At 60.8% G+C, this 19,443-nt stretch carries 13 protein-coding genes; 8 read left to right on the top strand and 5 right to left on the bottom strand.

Translation table 11 applies throughout. The annotated features are described in order from the left end of the window. Positions 1-135 precede the first annotated feature (135 nt). The gene (locus AACY02_RS09475; RefSeq protein WP_339431705.1) at positions 136-525 is read left to right on the top strand and encodes a hypothetical protein; all 390 of its coding nucleotides are present in this window, start codon (positions 136-138) and stop codon (positions 523-525) included. Here AACY02_RS09475 and AACY02_RS09480 read toward each other — a convergent pair whose 3' ends face one another. Both AACY02_RS09480 and cra read right to left on the bottom strand, forming a co-directional pair. Beyond that, on the bottom strand, positions 526-1,302 hold the full coding sequence (locus AACY02_RS09480; protein ID WP_339431706.1) for a TatD family hydrolase: 777 nt from the start codon (positions 1,300-1,302) through the stop codon (positions 526-528). A gap of 3 nt (positions 1,303-1,305) precedes the next feature. Beyond that, a complete protein-coding gene (cra, locus tag AACY02_RS09485; RefSeq protein ID WP_339431707.1) occupies positions 1,306-2,301 on the bottom strand; it encodes a catabolite repressor/activator in 996 nt (331 codons plus the stop codon). A gap of 305 nt (positions 2,302-2,606) precedes the next feature. Between cra and ptsP the strand changes: the two genes are divergently transcribed. The 4 genes from ptsP (at position 2,607) to AACY02_RS09505 (ending at position 9,867) form a co-directional block, all read left to right on the top strand. Next, positions 2,607-5,468 (top strand): phosphoenolpyruvate--protein phosphotransferase, encoded by a 2,862-nt coding sequence (gene ptsP / locus AACY02_RS09490; RefSeq protein WP_339431708.1) that lies wholly within the window; start codon positions 2,607-2,609, stop codon positions 5,466-5,468. Next, complete coding sequence (gene pfkB / locus AACY02_RS09495; protein WP_339431709.1) at positions 5,468-6,409, top strand: 1-phosphofructokinase; 942 nt, start codon at positions 5,468-5,470, stop codon at positions 6,407-6,409. The genes ptsP and pfkB overlap by 1 nt, the downstream gene beginning before the upstream one ends. 11 nt (positions 6,410-6,420) lie before the next feature. Next, a complete protein-coding gene (locus AACY02_RS09500; RefSeq protein ID WP_339431710.1) occupies positions 6,421-8,154 on the top strand; it encodes a PTS fructose-like transporter subunit IIB in 1,734 nt (577 codons plus the stop codon). A 171-nt stretch (positions 8,155-8,325) separates the two neighbouring features. Further along, the gene (locus AACY02_RS09505) at positions 8,326-9,867 is read left to right on the top strand and encodes an alkaline phosphatase D family protein (RefSeq protein WP_339431711.1); all 1,542 of its coding nucleotides are present in this window, start codon (positions 8,326-8,328) and stop codon (positions 9,865-9,867) included. 58 nt (positions 9,868-9,925) lie between these two features. On the opposite strand, the gene AACY02_RS09510 is transcribed toward AACY02_RS09505, so the two are convergent. Both AACY02_RS09510 and AACY02_RS09515 read right to left on the bottom strand, forming a co-directional pair. Beyond that, entirely contained in the window at positions 9,926-12,454 is a 2,529-nt protein-coding gene (locus tag AACY02_RS09510) for a sulfite reductase flavoprotein subunit alpha (protein ID WP_339431774.1), read from the bottom strand. Positions 12,455-12,688: 234 nt separating this feature from the next. Beyond that, the gene (locus AACY02_RS09515; RefSeq protein WP_339431712.1) at positions 12,689-15,004 is read right to left on the bottom strand and encodes a TonB-dependent receptor; all 2,316 of its coding nucleotides are present in this window, start codon (positions 15,002-15,004) and stop codon (positions 12,689-12,691) included. Positions 15,005-15,210: 206 nt separating this feature from the next. On the opposite strand from AACY02_RS09515, the gene AACY02_RS09520 reads away from it, so the two are divergent. Both AACY02_RS09520 and AACY02_RS09525 read left to right on the top strand, forming a co-directional pair. Next, positions 15,211-15,891: a Fe2+-dependent dioxygenase gene (locus tag AACY02_RS09520; protein ID WP_339431713.1), complete on the top strand. Its 681-nt coding sequence runs from the start codon at positions 15,211-15,213 to the stop codon at positions 15,889-15,891. Beyond that, the gene (locus AACY02_RS09525; protein WP_339431714.1) at positions 15,888-16,646 is read left to right on the top strand and encodes a tetratricopeptide repeat protein; all 759 of its coding nucleotides are present in this window, start codon (positions 15,888-15,890) and stop codon (positions 16,644-16,646) included. Before AACY02_RS09520 ends, AACY02_RS09525 begins: the two co-directional genes overlap by 4 nt. A gap of 80 nt (positions 16,647-16,726) precedes the next feature. On the opposite strand, the gene AACY02_RS09530 is transcribed toward AACY02_RS09525, so the two are convergent. After that, positions 16,727-17,890, bottom strand: a complete 1,164-nt coding sequence (locus AACY02_RS09530; RefSeq protein WP_008088754.1) for a type III PLP-dependent enzyme — start codon at positions 17,888-17,890, stop codon at positions 16,727-16,729. 725 nt (positions 17,891-18,615) lie between these two features. Between AACY02_RS09530 and AACY02_RS09535 the strand changes: the two genes are divergently transcribed. Further along, a complete protein-coding gene (locus tag AACY02_RS09535) occupies positions 18,616-19,413 on the top strand; it encodes a hypothetical protein (RefSeq protein ID WP_339431715.1) in 798 nt (265 codons plus the stop codon). The last annotated feature ends 30 nt before the right edge of the window (positions 19,414-19,443 follow it).

Here is a 19,443-nt window from a genome sequence, read left to right on the forward strand (position 1 = left end):
GTTTTTTGTCTGAATGGCTTGTAGTCCTTGCTTGCCAGCCTATGTAAGACATTTCTTGTTTTTCTCCATGCTCTGGCATTTCGCCTTCGATCAACCAAGATCACGCTTCACAAGGCTGCATGGAGAAGGCCGCTAATGACTGTTGCAGCTCTGGGCATCCAGGGCCACTGCGCCCACTGCCAGATCACCCTGGTGCTCAAGCCCTGGCAACTCAATGCCATCGCAATCAATGAACCGTTCACCTGCCAGCATTGCCACAAAAGCCTGGAGCTGCGCTGCCCGCAACAGATCAAACGCTTCAAGTCTCTCGATTCGCTGGCGTTGTTGCGCTTTGGCGTGTCAATAACGGCGTGCATTGCGTTGCTGTTGGCGTTGGTGATGGAGTGGATAGGGCTGCTGAGCGTCACCGAGCAGTTGAATGCGTCGCTGATAACTATTTTTCTGTACTTCGTTGCCGTTCGATACGCGCGTCAGCGCCAGCATCTGACGCTGGTGCTAGAAGCCGCCAAGGCTCACGGCGACTGATTACCAGCCAAACACTTCGCAGCTGTTGGCCGTGCTGGCGTCGGCCAGTTGTGGCGCACTGATGTTCATCAGTGCGGCCAGCGCCTCGCAGATCGCCGGCAAGTGCGCCGGGCTGTTGCGCTGGCCGGGAAACATCGCGGGCGGCATGTCCGGTGAGTCGGTTTCCAGCACGATCGAATCCAGCGGCAGATCCGCCAGCACCCGATGCATGCGCAACGCTTGCGGCCAGGTCGGCGCGCCGCCTAAACCCAGTTTGAAACCGAGTTTGATGTACTCGCGCGCCTCTTCACGGCTGCCGGCAAACGCGTGGATGATCCCTGCACGTTTCAATCGAAAACGCTTGAGCGTGGCAATCACCGCCGCGTGGCTGCGGCGTACATGGATCAGCGCCGGTAATTCAAAGTCCGCCGCCAGTTGCAACTGCGCCTCGAACAGCGCCTGTTGGCGTTCGCGGTCGAGGGTTTCGATGAAGTAATCCAGACCGATCTCGCCCACCGCACATAACTGTCGATGGCTGCGCAACCGCGTCAGCCAGTCGCCGAGTGTCTGTAAATCTTCGGGGCGATGCTGATCCAGATACACCGGGTGCAAACCGAACGCCGCGTACAGATCAGCATCGCTTTGCACCAGATCCCACACCCGTTGCCAGTTGCCCTCATGGACGCCCAGCACCACCATCCGCCGCACCCCGAGGGCGCGGCTTTCGGCCAGCAACGCCGAGCGATCGGCGTCGAAATCGGGAAAATCCAGGTGGGTGTGGCTGTCGATCAACTCCACGGTTCAGCCCTGGTGAATACGCTGCTTGAAGGTCCGCGCGATGGCCTGCACGCCGGGCTTGTACTCCGACTGCTCGACCGCCGCCAGGGCCAGTTCCAGCGCCTTGTCGGCGATCAACTGGTGCTGCTGGGCCATGGCATTGACCGGCAGCGGCAGGAAGTCCAGCAACTGCGTATCGCCGAACGTGCCGAGGCGCAGCGGCCGCGACTTGAGCGGGAAGTCATGCAGCGCATCGAACACCCCCTGCAACAGCACGTAGGACGTGGTCACCAGCGCGTCAGGCAAATGCCCCAGGCGTTGCAGGAGCTCTTCCATCAATTGCTTGCCGCATTCGCGGCTGAACGATTCGGCGTGTTCGACCAGCACTTCGCCTTGGAAATCGGCGAGGGCTTGTTTGAAACCGGCGGCACGCTCCTGGCTGATGCTCAGCTCAGCACGGGCACCGAGCAACACGATCTGCTTGGGCTGCGGATCGAGCAGGCTCTGGGTCAGGTGCAGACTGGCTTCGCGGTCGTCGCTGATCACCGAGCAGAAATGCTCCGGTTCCATGACCCGGTCGATGGCAATGATCGGCAGCCCCTTGGCCTGCAACTGACGATAACTGTCGTCACCGGCCGGCAGGCAACTGGCGACGATCAATGCATCGCAGCGGCGCGCCTTGAACAGTTGCAGCAATTGGCGCTCGCTGTCCGGCGCATCGTCGGAACTGGCGATCAGCAACTGATAGCCGCGCGCCCGCGCACCTTGTTCCAGCAGTTTGGCAATTCGCGCATAACTGGGGTTTTCCAGATCCGGCAGGATAAACCCCAAGGTGCGCGTATGCCGACTGCGCAGCCCGGCCGCCTGAGGGTTGGGCGTGAAGCCGTGCTGCTCGACCACCGCACGCACACGCTCGACGGTGGCGGTGCTGATGCGTTGCTGTTCGGCCTTGCCGTTGATGACGTAGCTGGCGGTGGTCACGGACACTCCGGCCAACCGCGCGATATCACTGAGTTTCAACCCGGTATTTCCTTGTGTTTTCGAGCTTGCCGCGAAATTTTCGCCAATCCTACCCGATTAGGACAGACGACTATTGCCGGCGCGCATCCGACAAGTTGGACTTCAAGGATGAGACATTATCGAGTAACGTGCCGATCAATCTAGATTAAACGTTTCAGCAAGCGTATTTTCTACGTTTTAGACGCCTTTGACCGGTTCTGCCGTGAAACCGCCAAAAATGCCCCTGAAAAGGAAGCTGACAAGCGCCTAAGCTGCAACCATTCAAAACAATACCTGGCACCTTCATGTGCCAAAAAGGAGATCGCATGCTCGAGCTCACTATAGAGCAGATATCCATGGGCCAATCGGCTGTGGATAAACCCGCTGCCCTGCAATTGCTGGCCAATCACCTGGTCGCCGATGGATTGGTCGCCGACGGATACCTCGCCGGATTGCAGGCTCGCGAAGCCCAGGGCTCGACCTTTCTCGGCCAAGGTATTGCCATCCCGCACGGCACCCCCGAGACCCGCGACCAAGTGTTCGCCACTGGCGTGCGCCTGATGCAGTTTCCCGAGGGCGTGGATTGGGGCGATGGTCAGATCGTTTATCTGGCCATCGGTATCGCCGCCAAATCCGATGAACACCTGCGCCTGTTGCAACTGCTGACCCGCGCCCTCGGCGAGACCGATCTGGGCCAGGCCCTGCGCCGCGCCAGTTCCCCCGAAGCGCTGCTGAAACTGCTGCAAGGCGCGCCGCAGGAATTGGCGCTGGACGCGCAGATGATCGGCCTCGGTGTCTCCGCCGACGATTTCGAAGAACTGGTCTGGCGTGGCGCGCGTCTATTGCGTCAGGCCGATTGCGTGAGCAACGGCTTTGCCGGTGTGTTGCAGCAAGTCGAAGCGCTGCCGCTGGGCGATGGCCTGTGGTGGCTGCACAGCGAACAAACGGTGAAACGCCCGGGCCTGGCTTTTGTCACCCCGGACAAACCGATGCGTTATCTCGGCCAACCGCTCAGCGGTCTGTTCTGCCTGGCCAGCCTGGGCGAAGCGCATCAGGCCTTGCTTGAGCGCTTGTGTGCGTTGCTGATCGAAGGTCGCGGTCACGAACTGGGTCGTGCCACCAGCAGCCGTAAAGTCCTCGAAGTGCTTGGCGGTGAATTGCCGGCCGACTGGCCGAGCGCACGTATTGCGTTGGCCAATGCCCACGGTTTGCATGCGCGTCCGGCGAAGATCCTCGCGCAACTGGCCAAGAGTTTTGATGGCGAAATTCGTGTGCGCATTGTCGACGGTCAGGACAGCGCCGTGTCGGTGAAGAGCCTGAGCAAACTGCTGAGCCTGGGCGCCCGTCGCGGTCAGGTGCTGGAGCTGATCGCCGAACCGAGCATCGCCGCCGATGCGTTGCCCGCCTTGTTGGCCGCCATCGAAGAAGGCCTCGGCGAAGAAGTCGAGCCGTTGCCGGCCGTGAGCCAGCAACGCGAAGTGGTTGCCGATATCGCCGAAGTCGTGGTCGCCCCGGCGTCCGGCAGCCTGCTGCAAGCGATCCCGGCGGCACCGGGCATCGCGATTGGCCCTGCGCACATTCAAGTGCAACAAACCATCGATTACCCGCTGCGCGGCGAGTCCGCGGCTGTCGAGCGTGCGCGTCTCAAGCAGGCGGTGAGCGATGTGCGCGGTGATATTCAGGGCCTGATCGAACGCAGCAAAGCCAAAGCCATTCGCGAGATTTTCATCACCCATCAGGAGATGCTCGACGACCCGGAACTGACCGACGAAGTCGACACGCGCCTCAAGCAGGGCGAAAGCGCTGAAGCGGCGTGGATGGCAGTGATCGAAGCCGCGGCCAAACAGCAGGAGTCGCTACAGGACGCCTTGCTCGCCGAGCGTGCGGCGGATCTGCGTGATATCGGTCGCCGTGTATTGGCGCAACTGTGTGGCGTGCAGACGCCGAGCGAGCCGGAGCAACCGTACATTCTGGTGATGGACGAAGTCGGCCCGTCCGACGTGGCGCGGCTGGACCCTGCGCGCGTGGCGGGGATTCTCACCGCTCGCGGCGGTGCCACCGCGCACAGTGCAATCGTTGCGCGGGCTCTGGGGATTCCAGCGCTGGTCGGCGCCGGCGCGGCGGTGTTGCTGCTGGCGCCGGGCACGCCGTTGCTGCTGGACGGTCAGCGCGGTCGCCTGCATGTCGACGCCGATGCCGCAACCCTGCAACGCGCCGCCGAAGAACGCGACACCCGTGAGCAGCGCCTCAAGGTGGCCGCCGAACAACGTCATCAACCGGCGCACACCACCGACGGCCACGCCGTCGAAGTGTTCGCCAACATCGGCGAAAGCGCTGGCGTCATCAGCGCGGTGGAGCAGGGCGCCGAAGGCATCGGTCTGCTGCGCACCGAACTGATTTTCATGGCCCACCCGCAAGCGCCGGACGAAGCGACTCAGGAAGCCGAATACCGCCGCGTTCTTGATGGCCTCGCCGGGCGGCCGCTGGTGGTGCGTACGCTGGACGTTGGCGGCGACAAACCGCTGCCGTATTGGCCGATCGCCAAGGAAGAAAACCCGTTCCTCGGCGTGCGCGGCATTCGCCTGACCTTGCAGCGTCCGCAGATCATGGAAGCGCAACTGCGTGCCTTGCTGCGTTCGGCGGACAACCGTCCATTGCGCATCATGTTCCCGATGGTCGGCAGCGTCGAAGAGTGGCGTCAGGCCCGTGACATGACCGAGCGTCTGCGCCTGGAAATCCCGGTGGCCGATTTGCAACTGGGGATCATGATTGAAGTCCCATCCGCCGCGTTGCTCGCGCCGGTGCTGGCCAAAGAAGTCGACTTCTTCAGCGTCGGCACCAACGACCTGACCCAATACACCTTGGCCATCGACCGTGGTCACCCGACCCTGTCGGCCCAGGCTGACGGCTTGCACCCGGCGGTGCTGCAACTGATCGACATCACCGTACGCGCGGCCCATGCCCACGGCAAATGGGTGGGCGTGTGCGGTGAACTGGCGGCGGACCCGTTGGCGGTGCCGGTGCTGGTTGGCCTTGGCGTCGATGAGCTGAGTGTGTCCGGACGCAGCATTGCCGAGGTCAAGGCGCGCGTGCGCGAACTCAGCCTGACCCAGGCGCAAACCCTTGCTCAACAAGCCCTCACCGTGGGCAGCGCCAATGAAGTGCGTGCATTAGTGGAGGCCCTGTAATGGCCAAGATTCTCACCCTGACCCTCAACCCGGCGCTGGACCTCACGGTTGAGCTGCCAGTGCTTGCGCCCGGTCAGGTCAACCGCAGCGACGAAATGCACACCCACGCCGCTGGCAAAGGCGTGAACGTTGCGCAGGTGCTGGCCGACCTCGGGCATCAACTGACGGTCAGCGGTTTTCTCGGCGAAGACAACCTGCAAGCGTTCGAAACCCTGTTCGCCAAGCGCGGTTTTGTCGACGCGTTTATCCGTGTACCGGGTGAGACGCGCAGCAATATCAAAGTCGCTGAAAGCGATGGCCGTATCACCGACATCAACGGCCCTGGGCCGTTGGTCGATGCAGCCGCGCAGCAGGCGTTGCTTGAGCGTCTGGTGCAGATTGCGCCGGGGCATGACGCGGTCGTGGTCGCCGGCAGTTTGCCGCGTGGCGTGACTGCGCAGTGGCTGCGCGAATTGATCGAGCGGCTGAACTCGCTTGGCCTGAAAGTCGCCCTCGACTCCAGCGGCGAAGCGTTGCGCCAAGCGTTGAAGGCCAGCCCTTGGCTGATCAAACCGAACACGGAGGAACTGGCCGATGCCTTGGGTTGCGAGGTGGTTTCCCACGCCGCCGAGGCTCAAGCGGCGAGTCGACTGCACGCTCAAGGCATCGAGCATGTCGTGATCTCCCACGGTGCCGACGGTGTGAACTGGTTCAGTGTCGGCTCGGCGCTGCACGCCTCGCCGCCCAAGGTCAGCGTGGCCAGCACCGTCGGTGCCGGCGATTCGCTGCTGGCCGGCATGCTCCATGGTTTGCTCAGCGCCGACACGCCTGAGCAGACCTTGCGCACGGCCACCGCGATTGCGGCGATGGCGGTGACGCAGATCGGTTTTGGCATCAACGACGCCACGCAACTGGCGCAGCTCGAACAGGGCGTGCGCATTCGCCCCCTGACAGAACAATAAGAGGGTTTGTCATGAAGTTAGCCATTGTTACGGCCTGCCCGAACGGCATGGTCACCAGTGTGCTGTGCGCCCGTTTGCTTGATGCGGCAGCGCAGCGTCAGGGCTGGAGCACCAGCGTTGAAGTGGTTGATGCGGCGCATCCGGAACGCGAATTGTCGGCGGCGACCATTGAGGCGGCGGAGTGGGTGTTGCTGGTGGCCACCGGCAACGTCGACATGACGCGGTTCGTCGGCAAACGACTCTTTCAGATTGCCCCGGCACAAGCCCTGCAGGACGTCGAAGGCGTACTGCGTCGCGGTGCCGAAGAAGCCGAAATTTATGTCGCAACCGAAGCCGCCCCTGCTGCGGTTGCGCAACGTGCACCGCGCATCGTCGCCATCACCGCATGCCCGACCGGTGTCGCCCACACCTTTATGGCGGCCGAAGCGTTGCAGCAAACGGCCAAGCGTCTGGGCTATGAACTGCAAGTCGAAACCCAAGGTTCGGTGGGGGCGAAAACGCCCCTGAGTGCGACAGCGATTGCCGAGGCGGATGTGGTGTTGCTGGCGGCGGATATCGACGTTGCCACCGAGCGTTTTGCCGGCAAGAAAATCTACCGCTGTGGCACCGGCATTGCGTTGAAACAGTCCGAAGCGACGCTGAAAAAAGCCCTCGCCGAAGGCCAGCAGGAAAGCGCTGCCAGCGAGGGCAAGGCCCCCGTCAAGTCGGAGAAAACCGGCGTCTACAAACACCTGCTGACCGGCGTGTCGTACATGCTGCCGATGGTGGTGGCGGGTGGTTTGATGATTGCCCTGTCGTTTGTCTTTGGCATCACCGCGTTCAAGGAAGAAGGCACGCTGGCGGCGGCACTGATGCAGATCGGCGGCGAGACCGCGTTCAAGTTGATGGTGCCGCTGCTGGCCGGTTACATCGCTTACTCGATTGCCGACCGTCCGGGCCTGGCGCCGGGGATGATTGGCGGCTTGCTCGCCAGCACCCTGGGCGCCGGGTTTATCGGCGGGATCGTCGCCGGTTTCATTGCCGGTTACGCGGCCAAGGCGATCAGTCGATATGTCGCGCTTCCGCAAAGTCTTGAAGCGTTGAAACCGATTCTGATCATCCCGTTGTTCGCCAGCCTGTTCACCGGTCTGGTGATGATCTACGTGGTCGGCAAACCCGTAGCGCAGATGCTCGCGGCGCTGACGCATTTCCTCGACAGCATGGGCACCACCAATGCGATTCTGCTGGGTGTGTTGCTCGGCGGCATGATGTGCGTTGACCTCGGTGGGCCGATCAACAAAGCCGCGTATGCCTTTTCGGTGGGGCTGCTCGCCTCGCAAAGTTATGCGCCGATGGCCGCGACCATGGCGGCAGGGATGGTGCCACCGATTGGTCTGGGTATTGCCACGTTCATCGCCCGACGCAAGTTCGCCCAGACCGAGCGCGAAGCGGGTAAGGCGGCGTTCGTGCTGGGGCTGTGCTTTATCTCCGAAGGGGCGATTCCGTTTGCCGCGAAAGACCCGCTGCGGGTGATCCCGGCGAGCATCGCGGGCGGTGCGTTGACCGGCGCGCTGTCGATGTACTTCGGCTGCAAACTGATGGCGCCGCACGGTGGCTTGTTCGTGCTGGCGATTCCGAATGCGATCAATCATGCGCTGCTTTATCTGCTGGCGATTGTCGCCGGTAGTTTGCTGACGGCGGTGGTGTACGCGACGGTCAAACGTCCCGAGTCCGTCGACCTCACAATGGCACCGGCGAAGGCCTGACGTACATCCCCTGTGTGTGGGCTTGCTCGCGAAAGCGGTGCGTCAGTCGATTCGATGTTGGCTGATACGACGCCTTCGCGAGCAAGCCCGCTCCCACATGGGGGGGTGGGCTGATGTCATGCCGGGTTCATAAACCCGTGCTTTAGTTTTCCTTTTTCCAGGGAGAACACCATGAGCGATTTCAACCTCGGTCGCCGTCGTGTCATGCAAGCCGTGGGCGCGGGGCTGTTGATGCCGGGGCTGGCGCCGGCGGTGATCGCGTCCGTCAAGGATCGTCCGCAACTGACCGATGGCGTGCAGTCCGGCGACCTGCAAGGCGATCGGGCGATGATCTGGAGTCGCAGTGATCGTCCGGCGCGGATGGTGGTTGAGTGGGACACGCGCAGCCTGTTCGGCAACCCCCGCCGATCTGTCTCGCCACTGGCCGACGCCCGCACTGATTTCACCGCTCGTGTCGAGCTGACCGGGTTGCCCGCCGATCAGGCGATTTTCTATCGTGTTTACTTTGAAGACGCGCAGACCGGCATCGCCAGCGAACCGTGGTTCGGCCATTTACGCAGCGTGCCGACGGCCAAGCGTGATATTCGATTCGTCTGGAGCGGCGACACCGTCGGCCAGGGTTTTGGCATCAATCCGGACATCGGTGGCATGCGTATCTACGAAGCCATGCGTCTGCGCCTGCCGGACTTCTTTATCCACAGCGGCGACACCATCTACGCCGACGGCCCGGTGCCGGCGCAGCTTGTGACGGAAGGGGGGCGGGTGTGGCGCAACATCACCACTGAAGCGAAAAGCAACGTCGCGCAGACCCTCGACGATTATCGGGGCAACTACCGCTACAACCTGCTGGATGAAAACATCCGCCGCTTCAATGCCCAGGTGCCACAGATCTGGCAGTGGGACGACCATGAGGTGGTCAACAACTGGTCACCGGGCAAGCAACTGGATGAGCGCTATCAGGAGAAAGATATCCACACGCTGGTGGGCCGAGCGCGTCAGGCCTGGCTCGAATACGCGCCGATGCGTTTGCAGACCGCAGACGGTGGCGGGCGGATTTATCGCAAGCTCAGTTACGGGCCGATGCTTGATGTGTTTGTCCTCGACATGCGCAGTTATCGCGAGGCCAACGATGACAACCTGGGGGCGGCGAAACCGTTTCTTGGGCGTGCGCAACTGAACTGGCTCAAGCAGGGTCTCAAGGGCTCGCAAGCGCAATGGAAAGTGATCGCCGCTGATATGCCGATTGGTCTTGGTGTGCCCGATGGCGAGGTCAGTCCAGGTGTGGCGCGTTGGGAAGCAGTGGCCAACGGCGATCCGGGACCCGCGCAGGGGCGTGAGCTGGAAATTGCCGAATTGCTCGGATTTCTGCGGGCGCAGCAGGTGCGCAATTTTGTCTTTCTCACGGCCGATGTTCACTACTGCGCGGCGCATCACTATCACCCGGATCGTGCGGCGTTTCAGGATTTCGAACCGTTCTGGGAGTTTGTCGCCGGGCCGTTGAATGCCGGGAGTTTCGGGCCTAATCCGCTGGACAAGACCTTTGGGCCTGAGGTGGTGTTCGAGAAAGCCCCGCCGGCACAGAACACTTCGCCGTTTGCCGGGTTTCAGTTTTTTGGCGAGGTGAATATTGAAGGGCAGAGCGGGGAGATGAGCGTGGTGTTGCGCGATCTGGATGGGGTGGCGGTGTTTGAGCGCAAGTTGCAGCCAGTCTAATCACCGCACACCCTGTGGGAGCGAGCAGGCTCGTTCTCACAGGGGGGATGGGGCACGGTCAATAAACGTCGCGGCGGTATCGGCCCTGTTCGATCAGGCTTTCAACTTCAGCAGCACCAAGGACTTCACTGAGCACTTGATCCACGCCTGATGCCATTCCCTGCAAGCTGCCACAGATATAGATGACAGCACCGTCGGCCAGCCATTTTTTCAGTTCATCGGCCGATTCACGCAAGCGATCCTGTACATAAATCTTCTCGGCCTGATCCCGCGAAAACGCCAGATCCAGTCGCTCCAGATCACCGTTGATCAACCACTCCTCCAGCTCCGTTCGACAGAGGAAGTCGTGCTCACGATTACGCTCGCCAAACAGTAACCACTGGCGTTGCTGACCGTCGGCAATACGCGCTTTGAGCAAACTGCGTAACCCGGCAAGGCCCGTGCCGTTGCCCAGCAGAATCATGGGCACTGGCTCGTTCGGCAAGTGGAAACCGCTGTTGCGGCGCACTCGCAGACTGATGCTGCCACCCACCGGCGCGTGTTCGGTCAGCCAGCCGGAACCAATGCCAAGGCTGCCATTGGCGTGTTGTTCCTGACGCACAATCAGCTCCAGCACGCCATCGGCGGGAATCGAGGCAATCGAGTATTCGCGCATCGTCAGCGGCACCATCGCGTCGACCAGCGCCTGCGCATGCAGGCCGACCAGATGCGCGCGGTGCTCCGGCAACTGACGGGTGGCCAGGGCGACCTCCAGCGGCTCTTCCAGGCCATTGATGATCACCTTGGTCTCGCCGCGAATACCGAGGCCGTCGAGGAAGTGTTCGATGGCCCAACCGCCGTTGCGCGGCAGCACTTCTACCAGGTCACCGGCCAGCCAACTGCTGGTGTCCGGTGCGCTCAGAGCGATCAGAAAGACCGGCGAGCCGCTGCTGTCCGGGTTCATCCGCTCGCGGCGCAGCAGCGTCCAGTTGTCGTAGTTCGGCGCTTGCCAGGTGTCGACCGGTGCTTGCCCGGTGATCTGGCCGAGCTGGGTTTGCCAGTGACGCAGGGCGTAGGGATCAGCGCTGTCGACTTCCACGGGGGCGAACAAGGTCTTGGCGCCATGCTCGCTCAGCCATTGATGCAAGCGCCGGGCGAAGCCGCAGAAGTGCGGGTACTGGCGATCGCCAAGGCCCAGCACCGCATAGTTCAGGCTGTCGAGTGTCGCCGCGTGGCTGAGCACTTTGCGCTCGAAACCGCGGGCGCTGTCTGGCGCCTCGCCGTCGCCGAAGGTGCTGACGACAAACAGTGCGTTGGCTGACTCACGCAGATCCTGCTCACTGACGGTTGCCAGCGGTTGCACGTTCACCGACATCCCGGCGGCTTGCAACTGGCCTGCGCTCTGCCACGCCAGTTGCTCGGCGAAACCGCTCTGGCTGGCGAAACCGATCAACCACGAAGCCGCATCGCCGGCCGGTTGTTCAAGGCCTTTGCGGGCATTGTGGATCTGCTGCTTCTTGCGCCGACGATCCAGATACAACAGCCATCCCGTGATGAAGAACAGCGGCATGCACACCGCAGCGAGGGTGATGATGAGCCGCCCGACAAGGCCGAAATAGCTGCCCACGTGCAGCGCATAAAGGCTGGTCAGCAGTTGCGCCTTGAAACTCTTGTCGGCGTAGCGATCAACGCGTTTGACGATGCCGGTGGCCGGGTCGAGGGTGATCTGGTTCAGCGCGCGATCATGGGGCGAACGGTCGAGCAGGTAGAACACCGTCGCCGGTTGGCCAGCCACGGGCGGCATGCGGATGTTGTAGGCAGACAGGCCCGGGCCGGCGGCGCTGTAGATGCTGCTCCACATCGCCATGTAGTCGGCGGTTGGCGCCGGACCCTCTGGCGCCGGACCGCGGCCACCGCGCACGCGCTCGTTCTGCGGTGCGTCGGACAGCAGTTTGGTCAGGCCTTTGTTGTACCACTCGTACGACCACGACAACCCGGTCAACGCCAGCAGCAAATACACCAACAGGCACCAGGTTCCCGCCACGGAGTGCAGATCCCAATTGAACGCGCGGCCCTTTTTCTTCCAGTCCAGGGTCAGCCACACGCGCCACTTGTTCCACTGGCGCGGCCAGCGCAGGTAAAGGCCGGACAGGCAGAAGAACAGCAGAATCAAGGTGCAGGCGCCGGTGATGGTGCGCCCGGTGTCGCCCATGGCGAGGAAACGGTGCAGTTGCAGCATCAGGCCGAAGAAGTCCTGGCCGGTTGCGTCACCCTTGAACTCTGCGGTGTACGGATCGAAGTAGCGCATCTCGCCGCGACGTTGGCCTTTTGGCGGAGTGAAGAACACCTTTGCGGCGTTGCCGCTGTCGGTCTCGACCCAGAGCATCGAGACTTTCTTGCCCGAAGTGGCCTCGATGCGCTCCACCAGTTCGACCGGCGGCAGGACCCCGGCGACGTGTTTTTCCACCTGCAGCACCGACGGGTTCAGCGCTCGCAGGATTTCGTCCTGAAACGAATAGGCCGCACCGGTAATGCCCATCAAGGCCAGCACCAGCCCTGCGGTGATGCCAAAAAACCAGTGCAACTGGAACAGGGTTTTCTTTAACACGTCACTCGCCGTCCGTTCGGAAATTGTCATCACGGCGCGCATTATGCCGTGGCTTATCGAGAAGCGTTCTTTATTACGCACAAAAGCCCCGTTCAACTGAATGAACGGGGCCGTACCTTGCGGCGCATTCCTTGTGGGAGGGGGCTTGCTCGCGAATGCGTCATGTCAGTCGATATCTATTTCTCTGACACACCGCTTTCGCGAGCAAGGCCGCTCCGACATTTACAGCATTGATCAAAAGTGGAAATTGGTGCTCAACAGTGCCGTACGGCCCGCCGCCTGGTTGGCGAAGTGGGTCGCGAAGGCTTTGTCGTAATAGGTTTCGTTGGTCAGGTTCTGCACGTTGAGTTGCAGGTCGACGTTCTTGGTCAGCTTGTAGGCCGCCATCGCGTCGTAACGCACGTACGAATCGACCAGGGTGGTGTTGGCCACGCTGCCGAACACCTCATCGACGTAGAACGCACCGCCACCAATGGTCAGCTTCGGTGTGACCTGATAAGTGGTCCACAGGCTCGCGCTGTTTTTCGGCGTGTTGGGCAGTTGGTTGCCGTCGTTGGCCTTGCCCATCGGGCCGCCGTCGACCTGCTCGCTGTCCATGTAGGCGTAACCGGCGAACACTTGCCACTGTTCGGTGATCTTGCCGCTGGCCGACAGTTCGATACCTTGTACGCGGGTTTTTCCGGCGTTCTCGTACGACGTGGTATCGACTTGCACGCGAGCGTTATCTTTCTCGGTGCGGAAGACATCAGCCGTCAGCGACAAGCGATCGTTGAGCAGATCCCACTTGGTGCCGATTTCGTAGTTCTTGGTGGTTTCCGGCTCCATGTCGCTGCTGAGCAAGTTGCCGGCGCGGTTCGGGGTGCCGCCCAACGGGTTGCCTTCCTGGCCTTCGCCGAGGGTGTTGCCCGGCGGGGTGGCGGAGGTGGCATAGGATGCATAGATGCTGCCGTTATCCGCTGGTTTGTAGACCACGCCGAACTGACCGGTAACGAACTCGCTGGTGTCATCACCCTTGGAGGTGGTTTTGCCGGCCGCGGTGTAGGTTTTGTATTCGGTGTCGAAGTGGTCGTAACGCAGGCCCATGTTCACAAGCCACTGCTCGGACAGTTCCAGGGTGTCGAACACATACAGCGCGTAAGTGCTGGCCTTGGTGTCGGTGCCGGCGTAGTTGCGCGAGATAGCGCCGTTCCACGGATCGTTCGGGTTCGGGTTCGACAGCGAGGTGCAGTTGTAGCCGCTCGACGCGCCGATCATCGACGGCGTGCAGTTATTGGTGACAGCGGTGGTGCGCGGCGTGGTGTCGGTGTTGACGGTGTACGAGGACTTCTGGCCTTGCTCGCGGGTGTATTCGACGCCGGTGGAGAAGCTGTTCTTGAAACCGGCGACGTAGAAGTTGCCGAACAGGTCCGTCTGGTTGGTGGTGGTCTCGGTGTTGCTCACGCGAGTGTTCGCCCGACGCCAGACGCTGCCGTTGTTGACGTTGCCTTTGCTGTCGTCCGGCTGGGTCAGGATGTAATCCTGCATGCTGGTGCCGTGGCGCAGGGTGTTCTTGATCGTCAGCGAGTCGCTCAAATCGTGCTCAATGGCGAAGGTCGCAGTGTCGGTGCGGCCCTTGCGGAAATCGCGATCCAGACCGTAGAAATTGCTGTGGTCACCGCCGGCGTACGGCTTGTCCGGGTTGGATTTGCTGCGTGCTGCCGAACCACCGGCTGGAATGGTGTACGGCACGCCCGAGTCCGGTGTGTCGTTGCTTTCCAGATGGTAGTAATCGAGGTTGACGCGGGTGTCGGTGCCCAGGCCGAACGCCAGCGACGGCGCGATGCCCCAACGGTCGTAATCGACCTTGTCGCGGCCGGCGACGTTGCTTTCGTGGCTCATCAGGTTCAGACGCCCGGCAGCGGTGTCGCTGAACTGGTAGTTGCCGTCCAGGGTGTAGCGCTGGGTCTGGTCTGAGCCCCAGGTAAAACCACCGTCGAACGAATCGCCCAGGTGGGCTTTCTTGCTCACCAGGTTGATGCTGCCGCCGGCTGCGCCGCGACCACCGATGGCCGAGTTCGGGCCCTTGCTGACTTCGATGTTTTCGACGGCGAAGATCTCGCGGCTCTGCGAACCGGTGTCGCGCACGCCGTCCAGGTAGGTGTCGCCCTGGGCGTCGAAGCCGCGGATGAACGGACGATCACCCTGCGGGTTGCCACCCTCACCGGCACCGAAGGTGATGCCCGGCACGGTACGCAGCGCATCCTGCATGTTCAGGGCGCCGGTGTCTTTGAGCACTTGTTGCGGGATCACGGTGACCGAGCGCGGTGTGTCGACCAGCGGCGCGGTGTACTTGGGCGAGGAGGCTTTCTCGACCTGGTAGGACGTGGTGTCCTGCACTTCGCCGGTGATGGCGGTGGCGTCCAGGGCGATGGCATTGCCAGAGGCTTTGCTGTCGGTCTTTTCGGCGGCGAATACCATGTGGCCCGCGGAGCCTGCGGTGATTGCCACGCCAATTGCAGAGGCGAGCAAACGTGGTGAACTGACCGGTATTTGAGCGTGTTGACGTGCCATTTGAATTCCCCTCCCCAAGGATTTGAGGCGGCGGAATATAGGGTAAACAGGTATTTGTATCAATTGCGAAATATTGTTATTCGCACCAAATTTACATTCTTTACAATTTGGCCTTACGGTTTTTACTGATTCATTCGTCTGGGTGTTTTACACGGTCAATAAGAATCAATACCATTGGCAATCTTTTACCATCAGGTACGTTTGCCATGCTGCTGCACATTCCCGGCCTGTTCGCGAAAGAAGAAGTGCAGCGCATCCGCCAGGCGCTCGAAGAGGCGGACTGGGCCGATGGCAAGATCACCGCCGGCTACCAGTCGGCCAAGGCCAAACACAATCTGCAATTGCCTGAAGGCCACCCACTGGCCAAGGAAATTGGCGCAGCGATGCTTGAGCGGCTGTGGAAAAATCCGCTGTTCATGTCCGCCGCGCTGCCGCACAAAGTGTTCCCGCCGTTAGTGAACTGTTACACGGCCGGCGGCAGTTTCGACTTCCACATCGACAACGCCGTGCGCCAACCGAAGGGCAGCATCGAGCGGGTGCGCACTGATCTGTCGGCCACGCTGTTTTTCAGCGAGCCTGCGGATTACGACGGCGGCGAACTGGAAATCCAGGACACCTTCGGCACCCAACGGGTGAAGCTGCCCGCAGGCGACATGGTGCTGTACCCCGGCACCAGTCTGCACAAGGTCAATGCGGTCACTCGCGGTGCGCGTTATGCGTCGTTCTTCTGGACGCAAAGCCTGGTGCGCGAAGACAGCCAGCGCGCGCTGCTGTTCGAGATGGACGGCGCGATCCAGCAACTCACCCAGGACATGCCTGATCACCCATCGCTGATCCGCCTTACCGGCACGTATCACAACCTGCTGCGGCGCTGGGTCGAGGTATGAGTTTTAAACTGCGTCGCGAGGAAATCCTCAGCGGTGAACAACTCAGCGCCATGCTCGAAGAAAGCCCGGCCCGTGCCGCGCAGGCGATTTTGCTGGCGGCGGGTGAGGGCGAAGTTGAAGCCCAGGCGTTGCTGGGGCAGATCCTTCTGGAGGGGCAGGGCATTGCCAGGGATCAGCCGTTGGCGCTGCGCTGGTTTGGCATCGCCGCCAAGCGCGGCCACTTGATGGCGCGCAATATGCTCGGGCGGTGCCATGAGCATGGCTGGGGGTGTGGCGCAGATGCGTCTGTTGCGGCGCAGCATTATCGGATCGCCGCGGATGCCGGGCTGGATTGGGCGATGTACAACCTCGCCAATTTGCTGGCGACCGGGCGCGGTGTGGTGGTGGATCATTTGCAGGCGCTGGCGCTTTATCGGCGCGCGGCTGAACGGGGCCATGCGAAATCGATGAATCTGCTGGGGCGTTATCTGGAAGAAGGGCAGGCATGTCCGGCGGATCCTGTCATGGCGCGCGAGTGGTATCGACGTTCGGCCAAGGGCGGGGATTTTCGCGGGCAGTTCAGTTTTGCCGCAGTGTTGGCGGGGGAAGGGCGGATTGATGAGGCGGTGGTTTGGCTTGAGAAGGCGTTGGCTGGCGGTAATCTGAATTTTCTGCGGGTGGCAAGCAAGACGCTGTTAAATGCAACAGATCCAGAGATTCAGGCGTTGGCCTCCAGGTATCAACAGCGTACGGATGAGCTGAGCCGCAGCGCATAACCCTTGTGGGAGCGGGCTTGCATCGACGCACAAAAAAGCCCACGACATGTCGTGGGCTTTACGCATTACCGGTTCAACAATTACACGTAATACGATTTCAGCGGCGGAAAGCCATTGAACTCAACCGCGCTGTAGCTGGTGGTGTACGCACCGGTCGACAACCAGTACAGACGATCACCAATCGCCAGGTTCAGCGGCAAGCCGTACTTGTAGTTCTCGTACATGATGTCGGCGCTGTCGCAGGTCGGGCCTGCGATCACCACTTCTTCCATCTCGCCTTTCTTCTCGGTCCAGATCGGGAACTTGATCGCCTCGTCCATGGTTTCGATCAGGCCGGAGAACTTGCCCACATCGGTGTACACCCAGCGCTCGACGGCGGTGCGCGATTTACGTGCGACCAATACCACTTCGCTGACCAGGATGCCGGCGTTGGCGATCAGCGAACGGCCCGGCTCCAGAATGATTTCCGGCAGGTCATCACCGAAGTCTTCTTTCAGGAAACGGATGATTTCTTCAGCGTAGGTTTCCAGGCTGTTGGTGCGGGTGATGTAGTTGGCCGGGAAGCCACCGCCCATGTTGATCAGCTTCAGGTGAATGCCGTCTTCTTCTTTCAGACGTTCGAAAATCACTTTGACCTTGGCGATTGCCGCGTCCCAGACGCTGATGTCGCGCTGCTGCGAACCGACGTGGAACGAGATGCCGTAAGGCACCAGGCCCAGGTCTCGGGCGAGGATCAGCAGGTCCATGGCCATGTCAGTCTGGCAGCCGAATTTGCGCGACAGCGGCCAGTCAGCGGTGGTCGAGCCTTCAGTGAGGATGCGCACATACACTTTCGAGCCCGGTGCAGCCTTGGCGATGTTGCGCAGGTCGGCTTCGGAGTCGGTGGAGAACAGACGCACGCCCTTCTCATAGAAGTAGCGGATGTCCTTGGATTTCTTGATGGTGTTGCCGTAGCTGATACGGTCGGCGCTGACGCCGCGATCCATCACTTTGTCCAGCTCGTAGATCGAGGCGATGTCGAAGCTCGAACCTTTCTCTTTGAGCAGGTCGATGATCTCGACGGCCGGGTTGGCCTTGACCGCGTAGTAGACCTTGGCGAATTCGAAACCGGCGCGCAGGTCATCGTAGGCCTGGCTGATCATCGCGGTGTCGATCACCACGAACGGGGTTTCCTGTTTGTCGGCGAACGCCTTCATTTTGTCGAATGTAGCGCGCGCGAAATAGTCTTCGACCTGGATCGACATGCTGGGAGCTCCTATGGGCAAACAAGTAAAAACAATGGGTGCAAATGAACGTCCTCCGTATCCCCACTTTGGTTCGCCTACTTCCCAAGGCATGTCGCCGAAAGCAAAAAGGCCACGGGCGCCGATGCTGCCCTTGGCCTTGCTGTCTCGTCGTCAGTACTTGAGCCGGATGGATCGTTTCCAGCATGGACGTTCGGCGCGAACTTTAGGGCGTGAGGGGCCTGAGATCAACAAAAAATGTCGCGTTTTTGCACGCTTCCGTCGTGCGGTCTTCCTCCGGTACTGATGTAACCGACCGACATGACAGGCTGATGTTCCCTCGAGCATGGATTTGCGTAGTTGGTATGGCTGGAAAAAACGGAAATAAGCCACAGACGTTTAATTCCAAAAAAGCCTTGAGACAACCGTCAGGACTAGTATTTCTGACAGGTGTCTAGACGCGGTTTTCTTTCTAGGATGAGGGCGCCGATTAGTTCTGAAAGAAAGTCTGGTGATCGGCGAGCACAGTATTTTTTGTTATTGGAAATGGCTCCGTCGACCCGTTTGCATGATGGGGGGAGTGCGCCTGTCTATCAATTCAAGCGGATGCTGGGGTAACAAGGATGAATAGAATATTACTGTGGCTAGTTGTATTGACTCTGTCAGGTTGTGCCACTCACGAAGTGGTTCAGCCGTCTGTTCCCGTATCGCGAGAGGAAGTGCTCGGGACCGCATCGACTGGGGTGATGGGCGCCGGCACCGGGCCACAGATTGCCGCCTATCTCACGGAGGCCTACCACAACAAGCTGAACATGTGCCGAAATAACCCTTCAGCCCCGGCATTCCTGTGTTCCGGGGTCATGTTGAGAGCCACTCAACACTCCACACAGTTTCATTTCTGGAACCCTAATCCAACGTCTACCGGCGTGTCTTTTTCCTATTTGCGGGCGGATGCGAAGTTCAGCAAGTTGGTCTTCGGTTATCACAACGGATTTATCTTGTATCCGTACTTTTTCAAACCCGTGGGTAAAATAGAACCAGAGATACTTTGTTTCTTTCCGGTGGACGGTGCAACGACCCCGCGCGCAGATCAGGGCTGCGGTCAAAGTCCGGGAATAGTTTCCAGTCGACCCTGCCAGTCACAAGGGATCAATACGGCCGCGCAATACATCGCGCATTACAATCAGCAAACGAACAAATACGGGCATCTGTGCGGCTTTGATGTGAGCGACGATTTGAATCAGGCAGCCACCACCGCTTTCAATGAGGCAATCAAGGCCCAGGGGATGGGCGGCACGTTCGCCTTCAATACGCAGAACGAGTTCCGGCTGGCCAAGTGGGGGCAGAATCTGGGCACGACGTTGCCAATCGAGGCGGTGTTCTACATCGGTGACGCCGGCAAGGCCGGTGCGCAGTATGACCAGCAGGATTTCAAGAACCAGACAGGTATCTGGATTCCGGCAATCAGGATCACGCTGCCCCAGACGCCATCGGCTGATGTGCGGTTCGAGTTCATTGCCGGTGACCAGGCCATCTCTTCCTGATCCATTCAATTGTGCCGTGCCCTGCCAGAG

The sequence above is a fragment of the Pseudomonas sp. EA_65y_Pfl2_P78 genome, from assembly GCF_963970495.1.
Lineage (GTDB): Bacteria > Pseudomonadota > Gammaproteobacteria > Pseudomonadales > Pseudomonadaceae > Aquipseudomonas > Aquipseudomonas baetica_A.